This is a genomic window from Algoriphagus halophilus, assembly GCF_900129785.1.
Taxonomy (GTDB): Bacteria; Bacteroidota; Bacteroidia; order Cytophagales; family Cyclobacteriaceae; genus Algoriphagus; species Algoriphagus halophilus.
This window is the reverse complement of the sequence record NZ_FSRC01000003.1, coordinates 76,201-95,076: the sequence shown is the minus strand read 5'-3', so window position 1 is coordinate 95,076 and position 18,876 is coordinate 76,201. Positions and strand designations below refer to the sequence as shown.

Genomic DNA, 18,876 nt, shown 5'->3' with positions numbered 1-18,876 from the left:
GATCAGAAAAAATGCTACTAGCTGATGACTTTTTTATCTACATAATCGGAGTTCAACAAACCTAGCGCCCCCATGTACTTCAATTCAAAATTCAAGGTGTCTCCTACTTTATATTCTGCAGGGTTTTCTCCCAAATTGATAATGATCATATCCGAACTTGCTCCCAATATTTCAAAGCTCTGATCTTTCGGGATCAGGTATTTTGGATCTACATCCAATAGTCCGATATCCAAAATAGCTCGGAATGAGCTTTTCCCATAGAGTTCAGTATCGATCTCCGCCACCTCTCCTTGAGGGTTAGCTGCCAGATTCCCAACTGGTAACATGGGTTTTTCCTGCATTTCAATAATTTCTGCATGCAGTTCAAACACATCTGCTTTCATCCCCTCAATCAGCTTTTCTTCAAATAGGTCCAGACCAAAATAAAGGGTTTCACCCACTCTAAAATGATTAATTCCCAAAGGCAATTGATGGTTTAAAATCAAGGGAATAGTCACGGAAGTTCCTGCCGAAACCCAAGGTATTTTTTTGTTGAATTTTAATTCGATGATTTGCTTGTAAAGCGAAAGCTGAATCAATTTATCGGTAGAAGGCATGACCCCGTTTAGGCAATTTAAATTGGTGCCTAATCCGATTACTTCAATATTGGGCAATTGAAAAATCTGGGAATAAAATTCCACTAATTGTTCCCCCATTACTCCTTCACGAAGATCTCCGGTCTCAACCATGATGATAATTTTATGCTTCTTTTTTTGAAGCACTGCCTCCTCGCTGATCCAGTGAATTGTATCTAACTCACTGTTCAGACTCACATCGGCAAATTCCACCATTTTTCCCACATTTCGCTTAGAAACAGGTTTGATGTATACGGTTTGAACATCAGGATTAATAGTTTTAACCATGGCTAAATTACTAATCCTACTATCGTGAATTTCACGTACACCCAGATTGATTAACTCCTCAAGAAAAGTTCTGTTTCCACAAAGAAGCTTGGAAACCACTCCCCAGGAAATAGATTTCTCGTCAAAAAGTTTTTTGAGAAACTCAAAATTTGTTTTGAGTTTGGTCTTATTTAAAGTCAGATAAGCCATTTATTTTGTTAATCTCATCTCGAGATATTTGTTGGTAAAGCCAAGTCTTTCATACAGCTTTTTAGCTGGATTATCAGGTTCTACGTGGAGAGCAATAGCTCCATTGGCCATTTTAATAGCCATTTCCATCAACTTTCCTCCGATGCCTTTCCCTCTTTGGGACTCATCTACGGCTATATAAACTAATATATTCTCAGGAATATATCCAGACATTCCGGTTTTGTTCATTACCAGAGCCCCTACAATTTTCCCTTTTTCTCTAGCCATCACAACAAATCCCCCTGCATGGAGCCCTTGGTCCAAAGCATAGTCAAGACATTTCATGATGTCATCTTTAGGATCTCCGTATTTGCCAAGGTGATGGAAAAGGAAATCTGCAATTTCATTTTTTTGCAGGAAAGTAGCGGAATCAATCGCTGAAAGTGTTTCTAGCTTGATCATATAGATTTTAACTTTGAACTATTTAATTTTTGAAAATAAGTTACTGACAAAAATGCCAGTAAAGAGATTAGGAGCCCAAATAAATTGGCATCCAAATCGAAAGGTAGAGCTACTTCTGCAATCGTCAGGCCAGCCGTGACCGCCCCCCCGGCAATCATAGAAACTACTGCAGCAGTCCCATTGTTTTGATTAAAAAACAATCCTCCAATGACCGGGATTAATAGTCCCGATACCATAAATGCATAACTATATAACATCAGGCTAAGCACTTCTGTCATTTGCCATGCAATTAGAATAGCTACTCCACCAATGATTAGCGTAAGGATTTGACTTAAGCGAATTTCTTGCTTGTGTGTCTTTCCTTTCATAAATCTACCCAATAAATCTGTGGTAAGATTACCCGATGCGGCCATCAAACAGGAATCCGCAGTAGAAAGCACCGCTGAGAAATAAGCGGACATCATCAGTCCCAATATCCCTGCCGGCAAGATCTGGCTTAGTAAGACTGGTAATCCCATTTCAGGGTCCATCCCCAGACCAAAGCCTTCCAATACTCCCTGCTCTACCGCCACTCTGGAAAGTAGACCTAATGAAACTCCAAGGAAAGCCATGATCGGCCATTCAAATAGACCTGCAATAAACCAGGCCTTTTTTGCTGATTGAACGTCCCTCGCTGCAAAGATCCGTTGATAGAGCGTCATACCTACAAACCAAATTGGGACAATAGTAATTCCCCAATTGGCTAAATCTTGCCAACTTAGGTTTGAAAAGGAAAAGAAAGATGCTGGAAGTGTGCTTGAAATTCCTTCCCAACCACCGACAAAATGGTAAGCCATGGGTACGCCGATAAACATCAACCCTAGCATCAAGATGATCCATTGAATGGTGTCTGTGTAGATCACCGCTTTCAATCCACCCATCACGGTATAGATCACCGCAATACCACCCATAATAAGTAAGGCATAATGCAAGTCTAATGCTTCAAATGTCCCTGAAGCCAATTTCGCTCCTGCCAACAACTGTGAAGAAGTAAATCCCAGGTAGCCCAAAAAACAAATGACTGCTGCGACTCTTGCTGCATTGGAATTATAGAGATGCCCAATAATTTGTGGGAAAGTGAAAAAATTTGAAAATGCAGGATCAGACTTGACTCTTGGTATCAATAAAACGGCTGCTAACCAAGCTCCCAATAATCCGGTAAAAAGCATCCAGGATCCTGAAATCCCCATGGCAAAACCCAATCCGCCCAAACCTATTGAAAATCCTCCTCCTACATCAGTAGCTACGACGGAAAGTCCAATATGCCAACTACCTATATTCCTCCCTCCTACGTAATAATCCTCCTGATCTGTGTTTTTCTTCATGTAAAAAAATCCCACACCTAGCATTGCCAGCATGTAGGCCAAAAAGATCCCCAGATCTATCCAACTCATACCCTATTTTGATTTGTAATAAATTCATTCTAAATTATAACTTTTCAAAGTTAGGCTTTTATGCTCAATTAATCGAATTTTAAGCTTTTTAATATCGATTTTTTATTATTAGTATAATAATTTCTTGAAATAGTTAAATTTTTTATGATTTTAAGAAATCAGGCTTTTCAATCCAAAAAAACTGCTTGAAGCCATTAACTTTACATTGTTCAGCTAACTTATTAAGGTCAATAAGCACATGAAATTCGATTCAGGTTTTATTACATTTTACCCTATTTATAAAATAAAAAAATGTAATCTTTTGAATCAGCACTATTCTATTTTGTTGAGAGAATAAAGTCCTTGGTTTTTGTAAAATTGGGAGTGGCTATTAATTAGGAAGTTTTGCTATAAATCACCGGCATTTGTCCTTTCCATTTATTCCAAAGTTCCTGATCCTCCATCAATTTTGCCATGAAATGCCCTACGTTAATTCGACTTACAGTTCCAGCGTCAAAAATCGCACTTCGTATAGGTGAAGGGTAAACTTCATACTCGGTGACATGCTCTTCATTTACTAAACCATCTGGACGAACAGCTACCCACTCCATGAAATTAGAGTTTTGACCAACCTGGGTCCGTAAATAATCTGCAGCTTTTTCATTGTCTACATGAGGAGGCAATACTAATCGAAGAAGTGCAATGGCTAATCTTTCACGTTTGGATATGGGCTCGTCTAAATCTCTGTCACGGTTTCCAGAAGTATTCATCAAAACAAATTTCACTGGCTTACCAGCATCATTCTTTTTTATAGCATGACTGAGGAGCTCGACTGTATCCGTAACTAGTCTTCGTGGTTTCCCATAAAGTCCTTTCAAATTCACAGAATGGCCTAAACAAGAAGCGACCGCCTGGCAACCCTGAATGTATTCCGCCATTTCATTAACGGTAAAATCTGATACACTCCCTTGGATGATCGATAGCTGTTCATTCTTTTTCCAATGTTCAGGTAATTTATCAGGGGAACGGACAATCACCCTAACTTTTTGTTGATCCTTTAACAACTGCTCCACTACATGTTTACCGGTGGCTCCACTTGCACCAACTACCAATATTGTCATGCTCTTTAAATCTTAAAAAAATCCCAAAAAATGAATGTTTAATTTTTCATAGAATACTTTAATATCACATTTTTTTGCTTAAGTCATTCCCTTTTTTCTTTCTATAAAGAATAAGGTCAAGATTGCTAGAATAAAAATTAGGGTGCCAAAAAAAGCAATATATTCATTTATAGAGCCAATAAACGCAGTCAAGGTTATCATTTGATTGGTCTCATCAATTAATTGACTTAGGTAGCCATTTAAAAAGAAAAGCCCGCAAACCAAAAGCCATGGCCATCCTGATTTCCATTGAATAAAGAATAAAATCAAGCCGAAAACTACGCTAATATAAGTTGCGATAATTCCTGAAGTTTCAAATCGGTAGAATGTTTCCGGACCTTCAATTTTATACCCCGGAATAAAGCTTATTAATGTAAAAAAAAGAGCTATCCCAAAGAATAAGAGAGATGTACTCATTAAAAAGTGCCCGTGCAACAATCGTTTCTTTCGGAAAAGTAACCCTAACAAAATAAGTATGGCCACCTCGAAAGCTGGAAAGATATTTTGAATGACAAGCATATCAGCTTCACCCCGGGCAGCAGATTTTGAGGCAGAGTGAACAGATAATAACATTAAAGTTGCAATTAGAATGGGTCCTATTACAAAAATTGATTTACCTAATCTTCTATGTAAAGAATTATTTTGGGACGTAATAAAAATCAACTGTACCAAAAGTAATCCTAGCCAACAAAAAGTAGTCAAAACGTGTAAGTTTTGATAAAAAGTCGGGCTTGATTCAGGTCCGAAATAAATATTCCAAAATCCTGCAATACTTACCAAAATAGTGATGAACAAAAAGGCCTTATTGATTTTATTTTTTAAAGAGACCTTCATTTTACTTTAAGGAATTTCATTTATTGGATAATAAGGGTTTTAGTCTAAAATCAGTAGCAGAATTTACGTGCCGATTTTCATTGAGAAGATACTTAAATTAAATGAAAAGAGGGTTACGGATACCCGTAAACCGCCATATAACCAAAAAAAGGCTATCGAGTATGTTAAAGCTCCTTCCATTTGGACAAGGAGTCCATGCAGGGGAAAATCATGTTAACACTGATTATTACGATTACCTGATTTTAGTAAGAAACAGTGAAGGGCTAAGGTTTTAGCTTTAAAAAGATTGAGTACAACAGCTTGGGTAAACTGTGTTGGAATATAGCTCATACATTTTAAACTTTTATTTTATTGACTTCCATATATCAACTCAGTAATATTTCTCATCCAGGGAGAAAAAACGATGCTTACCATTATTGCAAATGACAACAAGGTGAAACCAATGCCAATGATCGTTGCTTTATGAATCTTTCGAATGCTTACTAGGTCATAGGAGATTGGCACAATAATCCATGTCAAAAATACAGCAAATACACCTATTTCTTGAGGCCACTCAAAAATGGAGGTAACTCGGGAAAATGCAGGACCGATTAGATTCATCAATGCAATTAAAAGGAGTCTTTTGTGAGTTTCAGGTTTATTTCTTTTTATAGCCCAAATACTGGCAAAAAACAAAATGGCAAAAGCCAATACGTCCCTTGATTCTCCAATTAATCTTTGGGCATCTCCCCATGCGTAGGTTATATACACAGCAATCAAGGTATTAAAGATCACAAGTATGGTAGCGAGATTTAGGTTTTTTCGATGCTTTTCTATTTTACCTTGTAGCGCAAGTCTGGATTGATGTACAAATAATATTAACCAAGCCATTGAGCCCATGATATGCATTACCACAAAAGGTTTGAAATACCGCTCAATGCGATGTGGCTCTACCATAGCTGCAACTCCAAAAGCCAGAACGACAAAAACTATTTCACTAATTCCTGTATAGTATATGAACTTAGATTTCTGACTCATTTCATAAATATGTTCAGTTCTTAATTGTTCTGGTAAAAGCTACTCTCTAGGTAGTGTGCGTATGCCCACATGTTGCAATTAGTACTAAACTAGCTGATTTAAACCTTAGGTACAACTTTCTCAATCCCCCCATTGTTCTGATGACAAAGGCAGACACTACGGAAATTTCAGAAGGAAACGGCCATCTTCAGTTGGGGCAAAGGAACGGAAGATTGCACTTGAGATGACTAGAAGTAAGTTGGCATATATCACGTTGATACACTTAATATTGAAGTGTTAATGATAAGTTCTCGAACCTAATTTCCTGGTTGGACTTTGCATCATCAAATTCAAGAATTAGATCGACCTCATTAGATTTCAAGAAATTAATAGTTCCCCCAGAAAGCTTTTGAATCGATTCAGTTAACTCGTTGACTATGGGAGTTCGAAAAGTAGTCTTTGTAAGTTTCTTTAGCTTTTTTGGATGGACCAATGGTTCATTAATTTCTATTTTATATCCTTTGTAAGGTAGTCTGAAAATCCAAGGTAATTGAGGTTCTGTGATGTAGTCAATTGCCTTACCATCCAGAAAATATACTGGTTGATAGGTCGATGAGTTGGTGAAAATTAATTCGGAATCCTCATCATTAATCAAGCAAAGTCCAAAAGGAAGGTACTCGTTATTCTTAAAATTTGATCGTTCCCAAAGCTTGGTTGGTTTAGTTCGCTCTTTCTGAATTTCGACTTGATTTTGGACCCAAAGAATCTCTAAAAAGAAATTCTCAAAATAGAATTTTCTATTTGTCGTTCCCTGACCTGGATGAATTCTACTACTTCCTTCAGATAGTCCAAACTTGACCAGTTCATCTGCCTCAACACCTGAGTTGCTCGAAAAGATAAAAATGTGATCGATTTTCACCTACTTGGATTTTTTGTAATTGAGCATAACGTAGAGTATATGCGGATTACGACCGCATAGGGAGCATTACCGCTTATAAATTGTTGTGCTTTCGTTAATTTTGGATATTATTTTTTCTTAATTCCTGTTCTATTTCAGCTACCATTTTTTTGCTATTTGCAATTATTTCTGTGATGTAATTTCGCTGTACTCCATTAACAGCGTCTATTACATGACTATAGAATCTAGCCAAGGATAAATAAGAAGGTGAATTATGATTGCTGATCCAGGCAGTATCAATCCTTGTAATATCGGATGATGGATCTCTATAGTGCCTCTTTAGAAAATCAAAAGAGTCTAAATTGGAGGCTTTATAATAATGCCGTGAATCCTCATTAATCTCTCTAAAATTTTGTTGATACACCTCTATTAAATCATAATGATCACTCAACTCATTTAGCAAATTCTTATTCGTAATAATGTAAATACCACTGGTATTAATCATTTCATCATAGGTCTTTCTACTTACTGTAAAACTTCGCCAACGGAATTGAATAAGAGAATCTACGGTTAAAATGTCATTTACTGATTTTGCTTCAAGAAATAATTTCCACCCTTTTTCTTGATTGGATTGATAAACAGCTAAAATGGAATCTCTCAATATTAAATTCTGAATATCCAAATTGATATCATCTTTCAACTTTTGAAGAAAGGACAATTCCTTTTCACGTTCTTTTCTATCTCCGTTAAAATCATTTAGCTGAATGGCAATTAGAATACCGATTACGACAAGTATGATCTCACCGATAGCATAAATCAGATACTTGCTGAATTTATTTTCAGTAAGTAATTTTTGCCTAATTCTTCTAAAGAATTTTATCATTGATTAGCGCTTGATTCTAATGATTTGCAACGTTTTGGCTATGATTTTGGCGTGGAATCGTTCACAGAATTATTTCTCTGAGAACTCAGTTTAGGTTTATGGCTTAGGTTTCTTTTTAGCACTAGCCTCATACTGAAATGTAGCTGTTTTTGACAGCTATTTTTAAAATTACCAACATCTCTTAGTCAAGAAGTAATAATCTCAGCAAAACTTCAATATAATCTTGATAAATTAAATGACCACCGTTACTTGCTATTACTAAAGCACCATGCGATTGCAAAAAATGAATTTCATGGTCCGATAGTGCTCCAACCCTATTATCTGTTTTCCCATATAAGAATATAACGTTAGATAAATCGGTTTGTCCCAGTTCTTTGGTCAGTTTTCTATCTACGCCTGCTGCTTGAAATAAATTGATGTTTTTGTCTAATACTGTTGTTGGTGGATTTCCTAGATAAATAGTTTTACCGTCACTCTTGAAAAGCGTACGCTCTCCTTTTAATCGTGGTTTCCACATCTCGTCATTCATGTCTAAACGTGATGTGGTGATGACATATCCATCAGCGATGTTACCGTAAGTAGCAATCAGCCTAGATATTAGGAAACCACCTCCAGAACCGCCTATTAAAAATACTTTCTTGTTTTGGGATTTAAAAAATTGAACAACTTCATATAGATTTTTTTGGGATTGCCTTTCAAAGTTCTTAAGATCTTCAAAAGTAAGCTCTTTGTTTTCGAAAGGATTAGGGTTAAGCATCTGACCTTGTTTGACATTCACCCATAAATAGTTGCCAACTATATCCTTTAACTTGGCAAACCTCCAAGTATCTAGAGTAAAACTTGGCCCTCCTTGAGAGAAAATGATAACGGTATCACTTTGAATATTACCAACCGAATATCCAAGATTTTTGATGCTATCTGGTATTTTAGGATAGTTTATTTTACTATCAACCTTATTAACCACAAGTGCTTTGTAATCTCCATTCTCGTCAACAAATGCTTCAGGGACAAGCTCTCCAGATTTTACTTGATTAATAACGGCATCAAAAGTGGTAGGTGTGCCATCAGCATAAAAAACCAAGTCTATTTTTTTTGAGGGAGGATTTTTTAAAAGCTCTGCATGAGTAATGGGTTTTAATTGTTCAGGGATGAAGTCGAAATTCTGTCCATGTAAAACATTAAAAAAAATAAAATTTAGGGTTAGAAATAAGAAAAAGCACTTCATGATATCTGAGGTTAATTTTTGCCAAAACCTAACTATCGTTTTGTGCGCCCATAGCTGACAGAAAGCACTAATCTAGCGTAATTGCACCAGAAGCACAACGGTATCTACAAGGCATTACATTCTACCAGTAAAAATCCAGAACCACAATATTATCCAAAAGCGACAATGTTAGAAGGTGCAAAGTAGCAATCAAGACCCAATAAAGCTTGCAAAAGGCAATTTAGCACATAACTGATAGGGATTGTTCTATGGCGTTTAGTTGGCTAATGCTTCAACTAGTGTTTGCCACCAGTGAGTGTATGGAATAAACAGCAAAAGCAGGTTAGGAATTGAAAAAATAACTAAAGCTGTCAAAAATGAGCGATTGTCTGAAAATTTCTTAATACTGATGTCATATACAATCAGGCCTACAAAAACTATTGCCATGACGGCAACACTTGCAAAAACTGAGTTGATGAAATCAAAGCTCAGCCAAATTGCAAAGATTCGTCCTAAACCAGCTCCAACAAGGACAACAGCAGTTGAAATCATGAATCTCATATGAATGGGAACTTTTCTCTTATTGATGATAGCCAAGATGTAAAAAATGGCAAATGGTAGAACGTCAGTCAAAGGAAGAAATAACATACTGAGGCTTTGACTATGAACTGGTCCATATTCTGAAACTGAGTTTACAAATGATCGCTGGTATGCAAGCATCATCGAGATCACAATTATTGGCATCAGAAAGTATGAAAGCTTACCAACTAGACTGTGCCATTTACATTTTCTGTTATTGATAAGAATTGGCTGAATAATAAGTATGATTATCCATAGGATCATTACCAATCCATGTACATGATGTAGAATCACGAACCCTTCGAAATGCGGAAAGAAAACAAAATAGGTATTATAGAAGCCTACAAAGACTATGATGGTGACTGCCAGAAAAAAAAAGGCGATATTTTTATAAGCTTTTTCCATGTTCACAAAGTTATTTTGCCTTGATGGCTTGCATTATATCAAACAAGTGTCTTGGCTAAAAGTAGTTGCGCGGCTTAGTACGTAATTTTACAAGTTCACATCAAGTTGGGAATTCCGAAGGAATATCCAAAATAGGCCAGAGCAAGCAATTACTTAAAGGCCTTGTTGGCTGTAGTTATTTGACTGTTTTAAAAATTCTTCTATTCGTATTTTTTGTTTCAAATGGTGTCTCATGTGCATTTCAGAGTATTGAATCCACTCATAACAGTTCAAAAACCCGAGCCCAGGATGCTCTGATTTCCCCAACTTAGAGGTATTCATAATTATTATCCAGATATCGTTCGTTTTCTTTTTCAATTGTTCCAATTCAGATTTTAGTTTTGAAACTGTGATAGGTTGTTTTACATTTTCCGAAATAAACGGATCACCTTGGAATCGTTTGTTCTCAAAGGAGCCCCTCTTAAACAGGATTTTGGCAGCATTCGAGGTCGTTTTACAAATATTTTCTTCGTTCCCAAGAGTCACTTCAATTTGATCATTGTACCAATTTGTTTCTTCAATCAGATGATTGTAGAGCTGTCCAAGTGACCAACTTCTCTCATCAGGTTTAATTTTAAGTTGCCAAATATTAAATCTAGATAGTTCGTCTATCCAAATATCAATTGTCTCATTGAATTTTGTTATTTCCATAATCCTATGGGTAAATTACCGCCAACGATTGTGTATACGAAACTCGTTTGGCAACTATTTCATTTAGCTGAACGGGCTTTGAGCTCTGTTTTTTTCAAACCAACATCCATTCAATCTTTCAAAATAGAAAATAATCAACGCTAAAAAGACCCCTATCCCTGCTTTCAATCGAATTCCAGTAAAAAAATTTTCGAAAAAATCTGTAAAGACTAGCCCAACCTCACCAAAAAAAACAAGACTTGGGCACATCTCTTAAAAATGGAAGACATGCGCAACTTCTACATCTTCTAGTACAAACTCCCTCAAACCAAAAAAGCCGACTTGCGCCGGCTTTTCTCAATAGATAAATTTTTAATTAAACATTATCACTGCTGATGACTGCAGAGAAATACTCTCTGTTCATTCTCGCAATGTTTGTCAAACTGATTTCTTTTGGACATTCTGCTGCACAAGCACCTGTGTTGGTACATGCTCCAAAACCTTCCGCATCCATTTGAGCGATCATTTTTTCTGCTCTAGACTTTTTCTCTACTTGACCCTGTGGCAACAAAGCCAATTGAGAAATTTTGGCAGAAGTAAATAGCATCGCGGAAGCATTCTTACAAGCTGCTACACAAGCGCCACATCCAATACAAGTCGCTGCGTCAAATGCTTCATCTGCAATAACCTTTGGAATAGGAATCTCATTCGCGTCAGGAACACCACCTGTATTGACGGATACGTATCCTCCAGCTTGGATAATTCTATCAAATGCTGATCTGTCTACTACCAAATCCTTTACCACAGGAAATGCTTTCGCTCTCCATGGTTCAATGGTAATGGTATCTCCATCCGAGAAAGATCTCATATGCAGCTGACAAGTAGTAGTCTGCTGAGGTCCATGAGGCTTTCCATTGATGTACAAGGAACACATCCCGCAAATACCTTCACGGCAATCGTGGTCAAAGTGTACCGGGTCTTCTCCTTTTTCGGAAAGTTCCTCATTCAGTACATCCAACATTTCTAAAAAGGACATATCCTTGGAAATTCCATCCAATGGATAATTGACAAAACTTCCTTGATCAGAAGCGTTCTTTTGTCTCCATACTTTCAATGTCAATTTCATATAGCTATGAATTTTAGTCTAGCGATTATTTGTAAGATCTCTGGGTCAACTTCACGTTCTCAAATTCAAGAGGCTCTTTGTTAAGCTCCTCTTCTTCCTCGTCTCCCATGTATTTCCAAGCGGCTACGTACGCAAAGTTTTCATCGTCACGCAAAGCCTCTCCTTCCGGAGTTTGGTATTCTTCTCTGAAGTGTCCTCCACAAGATTCATTTCTATTCAATGCATCATCCACCATCAATTCTCCTAATTCCAAGAAGTCAGCTACTCGATGCGCTTTTTCTAAAGACTGGTTCAATTCTTCATTGGCTCCCAATACTTTCACGTCCTTCCAGAATTCAGCTCTCAATTGCTTGATTTCAGCTTTTGCTTTGGTCAATCCTTCAGCAGTTCTGGCCATTCCACATTCGTTCCACATGATTTTTCCCAGCTTCTTATGGAAATAATCTACGGTCTTACTTCCATTAATGGAAAGTAATTTCTGGATTTTGGCTTTCACCTCTGCCTCCGCTTTGGCAAACTCAGGATGGCTGGTATCTACTTTCTTAGCTAAATTTTGTGCTAGATAGTCTCCTAATGTATATGGGATCACAAAATAACCATCTGCCAATCCTTGCATCAAGGCGGAAGCTCCTAGTCTGTTAGCTCCGTGATCCGAGAAGTTTGCTTCTCCTAAAGCATATAACCCTGGCACAGTAGTCATCAAATTATAATCTACCCAAAGTCCACCCATGGTATAGTGAACAGCAGGATAAATCATCATCGGAGTTTGATAAGGGTTTTCACCAGTGATCTGCTGATACATGTCAAACAAGTTGCCGTATCTAGCTCGGATGGCATCTTCTCCATCTCTAATAATGGCATCTCTGAAGTCCAAGAATACCGCTTCACCGGTTTCATTGACACCTCTTCCTTCATCACACACATATTTCGCATTTCTGGAAGCCACGTCACGAGGAACGAGGTTACCGAAACTCGGGTATTTTCTTTCTAAGTAATAATCTCTGTCCTCATCTTTGATTTCAGATGGTTTGATCTGGCCTTTTCTCAATTTTTCAGCCATTTCTACCGTTTTTGGTACCCAAACTCTTCCGTCATTTCTTAGTGACTCAGACATCAAAGTCAATTTAGATTGATGATCTCCAGAAACAGGAATGCAAGTTGGGTGAATCTGAGTATAGCAAGGGTTCGCAAAATACGCTCCTTTCTTATGTGCTCTCCAAGCGGCAGTCACATTGGACCCCATGGCATTGGTAGAAAGGAAAAATACGTTACCATATCCACCAGTACAAAGCAATACAGCATGGGCAGCATGTGTTTCGATCGCTCCAGTGATTAAGTTTCTGGTCACAATTCCTCTAGCTTCCCCATCAATGGTCACCAAATCCATCATTTCTGTTCTTGGATACAGTTTTACTTTACCATTGGCTACCTGACGGCTCAAGGCTGAATAGGCACCCAACAACAACTGCTGTCCAGTTTGGCCACGAGCATAGAAGGTTCTAGAAACCTGTGCACCACCAAAAGATCGGTTGGCAAGCAATCCACCGTATTCACGTGCAAAAGGAACTCCTTGAGCCACGCATTGGTCAATAATATTGACAGAAACTTCAGCTAGTCTATATACATTGGACTCTCTTGCTCTATAGTCACCACCTTTGATGGTGTCATAAAACAATCTAAAAACTGAGTCACCATCATTCTGGTAATTCTTTGCAGCGTTGATCCCTCCTTGCGCAGCAATGGAGTGAGCTCTTCTAGGACTATCTTGAAAACAAAAAGCCTTCACATTGTATCCAAGTTCCGCCAAAGAGGCGGCTGCGGATGCACCAGCTAATCCGGTACCAACTACAATTACTTCGTATTTTCTTTTGTTTGCAGGGTTTACCAGTTTACTGGTAAATTTATGTTTGGTCCACTTTTCAGCTAAAGGGCCTGCAGGTGATTTTGAATCTAGTATCATACGGGTCTTTGGATTAGCTCTGTGTAAAATAGATGTACAGCGGCATACTTGCGAATAGCGCAGGTACCACAATGCAATAAAGTTTGCCTAAACCTTCGATGGCCGGCGTGTATTTTTTATGGTTCAAGCCCAATGTTTGGAAAGCACTGGCGAATCCATGGGAAAGGTGAACACCCAAAAAGATCATTGCGATTACATAAAGCGCAACCATCCATTCAATCTGGAATGCAGCCTTCACAATGGTATATAAATCCTTGTATTCTTCCCCACCATAGGTGACAGTTGGGATTGAACCCCAATGCATCTGAGCCCAAAAGCTCTGCATATGCACCACGATAAATAAAAGGATGATAGTTCCTAATACTCCCATGTTTCTGGAAGCAGCGCTTGAATTGGTAGACGCCTTAGAAACAGCATAACCTACAGGTCTTGCCGCCTTATTCTTGCTAGAAAGCATAATTGAATAAATGACATGCCCTATGATAGAGATGTAAGTCAGATAAGACAACAACTTTACCGCAGGATTGGTAGTCATAAACTTGGCGTAAATATTAAATGCTTCGCCTCCGTCACCTTTGAATAAAAGTAAGTTTCCGGAAACGTGTCCTGTCAAAAACAGGATGAGGAAAAGTCCGGTCAATGCCATGATCAATTTCCTGCCTAGTGTGCTACTTAAGGTTTTGGTAACCCAGCTCATACAGTTAGTGCGATTAGATTAGAACGAATTCTTATAATTATTGGAGCCAAATTTACATTTGGATGACTTAGTAAACAATCCAAGTAAATAAGGATTGCTTATTTTAATCGTTTCTAAATAACTAAATTCATTTATACTATTTTAGTGTTTCGTTTGGTAGTGCAACACTTTGTTAAATTTTATTGTTTGATTTTAACTGAATTTTCTACTTTCTTCCGTTTATTTCGTATAGGTAGAAAATTATAGTTTTGAATTACCAACAAACCGCGTTTACAAGAAAAACGTATCTCAAATTGACCCGATCAAATTGACCAACATGAAACTGAAACTTTCCTTAGGATTTTTTTTACTATTCTTTCTATTCGGTCTGTCCAATGCTTGGGCAACGCACATCAGAGCAGGTGAAATCATCGCTGAAAGAATTTCCGTCCAAACTCTTACCTACAGGATTATTGTTGTAGGGTATACAGATACCCGTTCCAGTGTCGTTTTTGGTCCTGGAAATATCAATTTTGGAGATGGGCGTGACGAACAACTCAATACCGAAAGTGATTTTTCTTTGGTAGAAAGTCTAGGAGATCAAATTGAAAAAAACACGTTCGTAATCACTCATACCTACCAAGGTCCTGGTGTCTATAATATCCGTTTTCAGGAATTTAATAGAAATGACCGTACCCTGAATATGGATAATTCCGTGGACACTCCTTTTTATGTAGAAACTCAAATTACAATTGACCCATTTATCGGAGTCAATAATTCACCGGTTTTGACCATACCTCCTGTAGATAATGGAGCCATCAATTCCAGATACATCCATAATCCTGGTGCGTATGATCCAGATGGAGACAGTTTGGCCTATGAAATGGATATTCCAAAGCAGGCATTTCAACGCCCTGTAAATAACTATAGAAGTCCTGCATCTTCAGAATTTAGCTTTAATCAGCAGGACGGAAGCACTCCCGCTTTCTTAACATTAGATCCGATTTTTGGAGATCTAATTTGGGATGCCCCTGGTACAGCAGGGCAGTTTAATGTGGCTTTTAAAATCAAGGAATTTCGGAAACTGGATGGAGAATGGGTGCAGATTGGCTATGTGATCCGCGATATGCAGATCATTATCGAGAATTCGGATAACCGAAGACCTGAATTAATATTACCTCCAGATATCTGTGTGGAAGCAGGAACTTTGATTGAAGAGATTATTCAAGGTTCCGATCCGGATGGGGACCCAATCAGAATTGATGTTTATGGAGAACCTATAGAAATTACAACCTCACCGGCTACCTACTCTCCAGATGATGGCGATTACCAGCCTAGCCCAGGAATCGTAAATTTCAATTGGCAGACAGTCTGCAACCATGTTAGAGCAAGGGAATATGATGTACGTGTCCGTATTTCTGATCAGCCAGCTTCAGGCCCTAGCTTGGTAGACATTCAGACTTGGAGAATTAAAGTGATTGGTCCACCGCCGGTTTTTGACGACATCGAACAACAGGCAGGCAGGACTGCTGAACTTACTTGGGACCCTTATACTTGCTCGAATTCAGCCAGTGAAATGCAGGTTTGGAGAAGAATTAACTCTGACCCATACGAGCCAGACAGCTGTGAAACAGGCATCCGTCCAGGTTATGAATTGGTAGGAATTACTGATATGTCTACCTTCAGCTTCACGGATCTTAATGGTTCTGAAGGCTTAGATCCGGGCAATACCTATTGTTATAGATTGGTAGCAGCATTCCCATCACCTAGATCTGGAGAAAGTGTAGTTTCTGAAGAAATCTGTATTACGGTGGATGTGGATGTACCGATCATCACCAATGTCAGTGTAGAAAACACCGATCCTTCTGATGGAGAAATCTTTGTAAAATGGACACCGCCATATGACATAGACCGAACTATCTATCCAGGACCATTTACCTATGAATTGCTCCGAAATACTGGATTTGACGGCGACCAAGATCAAATTTCTCTTGGAATCACTTCGGACACCTTGTTTACAGATACAGGGTTGAATACCGAAAATTTGGTCTATAACTACGAGGTGATCCTGTTGGACCGTGATACCAAAATTGACACCTCTTCTAAAGCATCTTCTGTTTGGTTGCAACCGACCATTATTAATGAAGCGATTGAACTGAATTGGGAATTCCAAGTTCCGTGGAATAATTCAGTGCAACAATTTACCCATGAAGTGTATAGGAATAGAACAGACGCTGCTTCTGAAGACGTGGACACCTTTGTGAAAATAGCAGAAGTGGATGTCACTCAGGATGGCTTTACCTACTTAGACGATGGAAGCTTTAATGGTGTTCCATTGGAAAGAGAGATTGAGTATTGCTATTATGTCATTACCAAAGGCTCTTACAATGTAGATGGTTTGGTTTACCCATTAGAAAACAAGTCACAAATCGTTTGTGCCAAACCTGATGACAACAGATTGCCATGTCCTCCAGTATTGACTTTTGAGGGACCTCTCTGTGAGGAGTACTTGGCAGAGCAACCATGTAACACGTCCACTTTCTACCACGATTTAAGTTGGGAGCCTGACTTCAGTGGAGAATGTGACGATGAGTTGAGTGGATATAGATTGTATTACACTTCTGATGGGGAAGACAGTGAGTTTACCCTGATTAAAGAAATTTCAGCATTGGAATTACAAACTCGAATCAGCCAGCTGACTACCTACAGAGGTTGTTATTACATCACCGCAGTGGACCGATCTGGTAATGAAAGTGAACCAAGTAATATTGTATGTGTAGAAAATTGTCCTTCTTATAATCTTCCAAATGCATTTACTCCAAATGGAGATGGTCTGAATGAAACCTTTATGGCATTTGATAATCCATTCTCTGAGTGTCCACGATTCGTGATTGGAGTGGAAATATTCATTGTCAATAGATGGGGTGCTGAAGTATTCTCTTACAACAGCCTTGAATCCAATGAAAATGACATTTTCATCAGATGGGATGGAAGAGATAAGAATGGAAATGAACTTCCAGCAGGTACTTACTATTATTCTGGTACGGTTACTTATGATGTACTAGACCCTAGCCAACAAACTGAAAGTTTAAAAGGAACAATACAACTACTACGATGAGTCAAAAGCAATCCATCATATTCTTTGATGGGGTATGCAACTTGTGTAATACTTCCATTGATTTTGTAATCCAAAGAGACAAAAAGGATCACTTCTTAGTGGGAGCGTTGCAAGATGAAACCAGTAAAAGGATTCTTGAGCGATTCGAGGTGGATAAAAACTACCTAGATTCTATTGTCCTTCTTGAATCAGATCAAATTTATTATAAAAGTACTGCTGCCCTAAAAATCGCAAAAAATCTTTCAGGGCTTTGGCCTCTTTTGCACCCTTTGGTCATACTACCGGAAAGTTTTAGAGATTTCATTTATGACTGGATAGGTAACAACAGATACAAATGGTTTGGCAAAAAATCTACCTGTAGACTTCCTACCAAAGAGGAACGACAAAAATTCTTAACAGAAGAAAATCTTCCTGACTATCTCTCTGCCAAAGTCTAAACCATCTGCTGGTCGAAAAGCCTTATATTTGCCCCAACAACAAAATCCAATTGAATGAAAGCATTTGTTTTTCCGGGCCAAGGCGCCCAATTTCCCGGAATGGGAAAAGCCCTTTACGAGGAAAATTCACAAGCAAAAGCATTGTTTGAGCAAGCCAATGACATTTTAGGCTTTAGAATAACAGACATCATGTTTGACGGAACAGCTGAAGAGCTCAAGCAAACAAAAGTCACCCAACCTGCTATTTTTCTTCACTCAGTAGTACTGGCTAAAACCACTCCTGATTTTGCTCCGCACATGGTAGCTGGACATTCCCTAGGAGAGTTTTCTGCCTTGGTTGCAAATGGGACCTTAGCATTTGAAGATGGCTTGAAATTGGTGTATCAAAGAGCATTGGCGATGCAGGAAGCCTGTGAGATCAATCCATCTACCATGGCTGCGATTTTGGGCTTGGCTGACGAAAAAGTAGAAGAAATCTGTGCAGGAATTACGGATGAAATCGTGGTACCTGCCAACTATAACTGTCCTGGTCAATTGGTGATTTCTGGTTCCAACAAAGGGATTGAAATCGCTTGTGAGAAAATGAAAGAGGCGGGAGCAAAACGAGCATTACCACTACCGGTTGGTGGAGCTTTCCATTCTCCATTGATGGAGCCAGCTAGTGAAAAATTGAAAAAGGCAATTGAAGCAACTCAATTCAATACTCCTATCTGCCCTGTATACCAAAATGTAAGTACTAAAGCAGTCAGTGATGTTGCAGAAATCAAAGCAAATCTAATTGCTCAACTTACTGCACCTGTTAAATGGACTCAATCTGTACAAAATATGGTGAAAGATGGCGCAACCGAATTTGTGGAATGTGGCCCAGGAAAAGTACTCCAAGGATTGGTCAAGAAAATACATGCAGAAGCTGAGGTTTCTGGGGTTTAATCTGAAAATTCTTAGTTAAATCAAAAGGTCTACGCTTTACGGCTTAGACCTTTTTTT

At 38.4% G+C, this 18,876-nt stretch carries 17 protein-coding genes; 3 read left to right on the top strand and 14 right to left on the bottom strand.

What is annotated here, in order from left to right; genetic code table 11:
* Positions 1-17 precede the first annotated feature (17 nt).
* From BUR11_RS17225 to BUR11_RS17155, 14 genes are all read right to left on the bottom strand, one after another.
* Positions 18-1,091 (bottom strand): alanine racemase, encoded by a 1,074-nt coding sequence (locus BUR11_RS17225; RefSeq protein ID WP_074226267.1) that lies wholly within the window; start codon positions 1,089-1,091, stop codon positions 18-20.
* Entirely contained in the window at positions 1,092-1,532 is a 441-nt protein-coding gene (locus BUR11_RS17220; RefSeq protein ID WP_074226266.1) for a GNAT family N-acetyltransferase, read from the bottom strand.
* Positions 1,529-2,965: a sodium:solute symporter family protein gene (locus BUR11_RS17215; RefSeq protein ID WP_074226265.1), complete on the bottom strand. Its 1,437-nt coding sequence runs from the start codon at positions 2,963-2,965 to the stop codon at positions 1,529-1,531. Before BUR11_RS17215 ends, BUR11_RS17220 begins: the two co-directional genes overlap by 4 nt.
* A gap of 374 nt (positions 2,966-3,339) precedes the next feature.
* Positions 3,340-4,065 carry an NAD(P)-dependent oxidoreductase gene (locus BUR11_RS17210; RefSeq protein WP_074226264.1) on the bottom strand — a complete coding sequence of 242 codons (726 nt, stop codon included), beginning with the start codon at positions 4,063-4,065 and terminating at the stop codon, positions 3,340-3,342.
* A gap of 78 nt (positions 4,066-4,143) precedes the next feature.
* Entirely contained in the window at positions 4,144-4,677 is a 534-nt protein-coding gene (locus tag BUR11_RS17205; RefSeq protein ID WP_143186063.1) for a hypothetical protein, read from the bottom strand.
* A 609-nt stretch (positions 4,678-5,286) separates the two neighbouring features.
* Positions 5,287-5,955: a hypothetical protein gene (locus BUR11_RS17200; RefSeq protein ID WP_074226262.1), complete on the bottom strand. Its 669-nt coding sequence runs from the start codon at positions 5,953-5,955 to the stop codon at positions 5,287-5,289.
* Positions 5,956-6,217: 262 nt separating this feature from the next.
* Positions 6,218-6,853: a hypothetical protein gene (locus BUR11_RS17195; protein ID WP_074226261.1), complete on the bottom strand. Its 636-nt coding sequence runs from the start codon at positions 6,851-6,853 to the stop codon at positions 6,218-6,220.
* Positions 6,854-6,947: 94 nt separating this feature from the next.
* The gene (locus tag BUR11_RS17190; protein WP_074226260.1) at positions 6,948-7,715 is read right to left on the bottom strand and encodes a DUF6090 family protein; all 768 of its coding nucleotides are present in this window, start codon (positions 7,713-7,715) and stop codon (positions 6,948-6,950) included.
* Positions 7,716-7,896: 181 nt separating this feature from the next.
* Entirely contained in the window at positions 7,897-8,940 is a 1,044-nt protein-coding gene (locus BUR11_RS17185; RefSeq protein ID WP_074226259.1) for a hypothetical protein, read from the bottom strand.
* A 255-nt stretch (positions 8,941-9,195) separates the two neighbouring features.
* Positions 9,196-9,903, bottom strand: a complete 708-nt coding sequence (locus BUR11_RS17180; RefSeq protein ID WP_074226258.1) for a hypothetical protein — start codon at positions 9,901-9,903, stop codon at positions 9,196-9,198.
* 153 nt (positions 9,904-10,056) lie between these two features.
* A complete protein-coding gene (locus BUR11_RS21210; RefSeq protein WP_074226257.1) occupies positions 10,057-10,593 on the bottom strand; it encodes a hypothetical protein in 537 nt (178 codons plus the stop codon).
* 355 nt (positions 10,594-10,948) lie between these two features.
* Positions 10,949-11,698, bottom strand: a complete 750-nt coding sequence (locus BUR11_RS17165; protein ID WP_074226255.1) for a succinate dehydrogenase/fumarate reductase iron-sulfur subunit — start codon at positions 11,696-11,698, stop codon at positions 10,949-10,951.
* A 25-nt stretch (positions 11,699-11,723) separates the two neighbouring features.
* Complete coding sequence (locus BUR11_RS17160) at positions 11,724-13,658, bottom strand: fumarate reductase/succinate dehydrogenase flavoprotein subunit (RefSeq protein WP_074226254.1); 1,935 nt, start codon at positions 13,656-13,658, stop codon at positions 11,724-11,726.
* A 13-nt stretch (positions 13,659-13,671) separates the two neighbouring features.
* A complete protein-coding gene (locus BUR11_RS17155) occupies positions 13,672-14,355 on the bottom strand; it encodes a succinate dehydrogenase cytochrome b subunit (RefSeq protein ID WP_074226253.1) in 684 nt (227 codons plus the stop codon).
* A gap of 316 nt (positions 14,356-14,671) precedes the next feature.
* On the opposite strand from BUR11_RS17155, the gene BUR11_RS17150 reads away from it, so the two are divergent.
* The 3 genes from BUR11_RS17150 to fabD are packed head-to-tail and all read left to right on the top strand — an operon-like array spanning position 14,672 to position 18,819.
* On the top strand, positions 14,672-17,452 hold the full coding sequence (locus BUR11_RS17150; RefSeq protein ID WP_074226252.1) for a T9SS type B sorting domain-containing protein: 2,781 nt from the start codon (positions 14,672-14,674) through the stop codon (positions 17,450-17,452).
* Positions 17,449-17,889 carry a thiol-disulfide oxidoreductase DCC family protein gene (locus tag BUR11_RS17145; RefSeq protein ID WP_074226251.1) on the top strand — a complete coding sequence of 147 codons (441 nt, stop codon included), beginning with the start codon at positions 17,449-17,451 and terminating at the stop codon, positions 17,887-17,889. The genes BUR11_RS17150 and BUR11_RS17145 overlap by 4 nt, the downstream gene beginning before the upstream one ends.
* A gap of 54 nt (positions 17,890-17,943) precedes the next feature.
* The gene (gene fabD, locus BUR11_RS17140; protein WP_074226250.1) at positions 17,944-18,819 is read left to right on the top strand and encodes an ACP S-malonyltransferase; all 876 of its coding nucleotides are present in this window, start codon (positions 17,944-17,946) and stop codon (positions 18,817-18,819) included.
* The last annotated feature ends 57 nt before the right edge of the window (positions 18,820-18,876 follow it).

What these genes read in the sequence shown, in the direction of transcription:
- BUR11_RS17225 (WP_074226267.1), bottom strand. Translation starts at nt 1,091, where the DNA reads ATGGCTTATCTGACTTTAAATAAGACCAAACTCAAAACAAATTTTGAG.
- BUR11_RS17220 (WP_074226266.1), bottom strand. Translation starts at nt 1,532, where the DNA reads ATGATCAAGCTAGAAACACTTTCAGCGATTGATTCCGCTACTTTCCTG.
- BUR11_RS17215 (WP_074226265.1), bottom strand. Translation starts at nt 2,965, where the DNA reads ATGAGTTGGATAGATCTGGGGATCTTTTTGGCCTACATGCTGGCAATG.
- BUR11_RS17210 (WP_074226264.1), bottom strand. Translation starts at nt 4,065, where the DNA reads ATGACAATATTGGTAGTTGGTGCAAGTGGAGCCACCGGTAAACATGTA.
- BUR11_RS17205 (WP_143186063.1), bottom strand. Translation starts at nt 4,677, where the DNA reads ATGTTATTATCTGTTCACTCTGCCTCAAAATCTGCTGCCCGGGGTGAA.
- BUR11_RS17200 (WP_074226262.1), bottom strand. Translation starts at nt 5,955, where the DNA reads ATGAGTCAGAAATCTAAGTTCATATACTATACAGGAATTAGTGAAATA.
- BUR11_RS17190 (WP_074226260.1), bottom strand. Translation starts at nt 7,715, where the DNA reads ATGATAAAATTCTTTAGAAGAATTAGGCAAAAATTACTTACTGAAAAT.
- BUR11_RS17185 (WP_074226259.1), bottom strand. Translation starts at nt 8,940, where the DNA reads ATGAAGTGCTTTTTCTTATTTCTAACCCTAAATTTTATTTTTTTTAAT.
- BUR11_RS17180 (WP_074226258.1), bottom strand. Translation starts at nt 9,903, where the DNA reads ATGGAAAAAGCTTATAAAAATATCGCCTTTTTTTTTCTGGCAGTCACC.
- BUR11_RS21210 (WP_074226257.1), bottom strand. Translation starts at nt 10,593, where the DNA reads ATGGAAATAACAAAATTCAATGAGACAATTGATATTTGGATAGACGAA.
- BUR11_RS17165 (WP_074226255.1), bottom strand. Translation starts at nt 11,698, where the DNA reads ATGAAATTGACATTGAAAGTATGGAGACAAAAGAACGCTTCTGATCAA.
- BUR11_RS17160 (WP_074226254.1), bottom strand. Translation starts at nt 13,658, where the DNA reads ATGATACTAGATTCAAAATCACCTGCAGGCCCTTTAGCTGAAAAGTGG.
- BUR11_RS17155 (WP_074226253.1), bottom strand. Translation starts at nt 14,355, where the DNA reads ATGAGCTGGGTTACCAAAACCTTAAGTAGCACACTAGGCAGGAAATTG.
- BUR11_RS17150 (WP_074226252.1), top strand. Translation starts at nt 14,672, where the DNA reads ATGAAACTGAAACTTTCCTTAGGATTTTTTTTACTATTCTTTCTATTC.
- BUR11_RS17145 (WP_074226251.1), top strand. Translation starts at nt 17,449, where the DNA reads ATGAGTCAAAAGCAATCCATCATATTCTTTGATGGGGTATGCAACTTG.
- fabD (WP_074226250.1), top strand. Translation starts at nt 17,944, where the DNA reads ATGAAAGCATTTGTTTTTCCGGGCCAAGGCGCCCAATTTCCCGGAATG.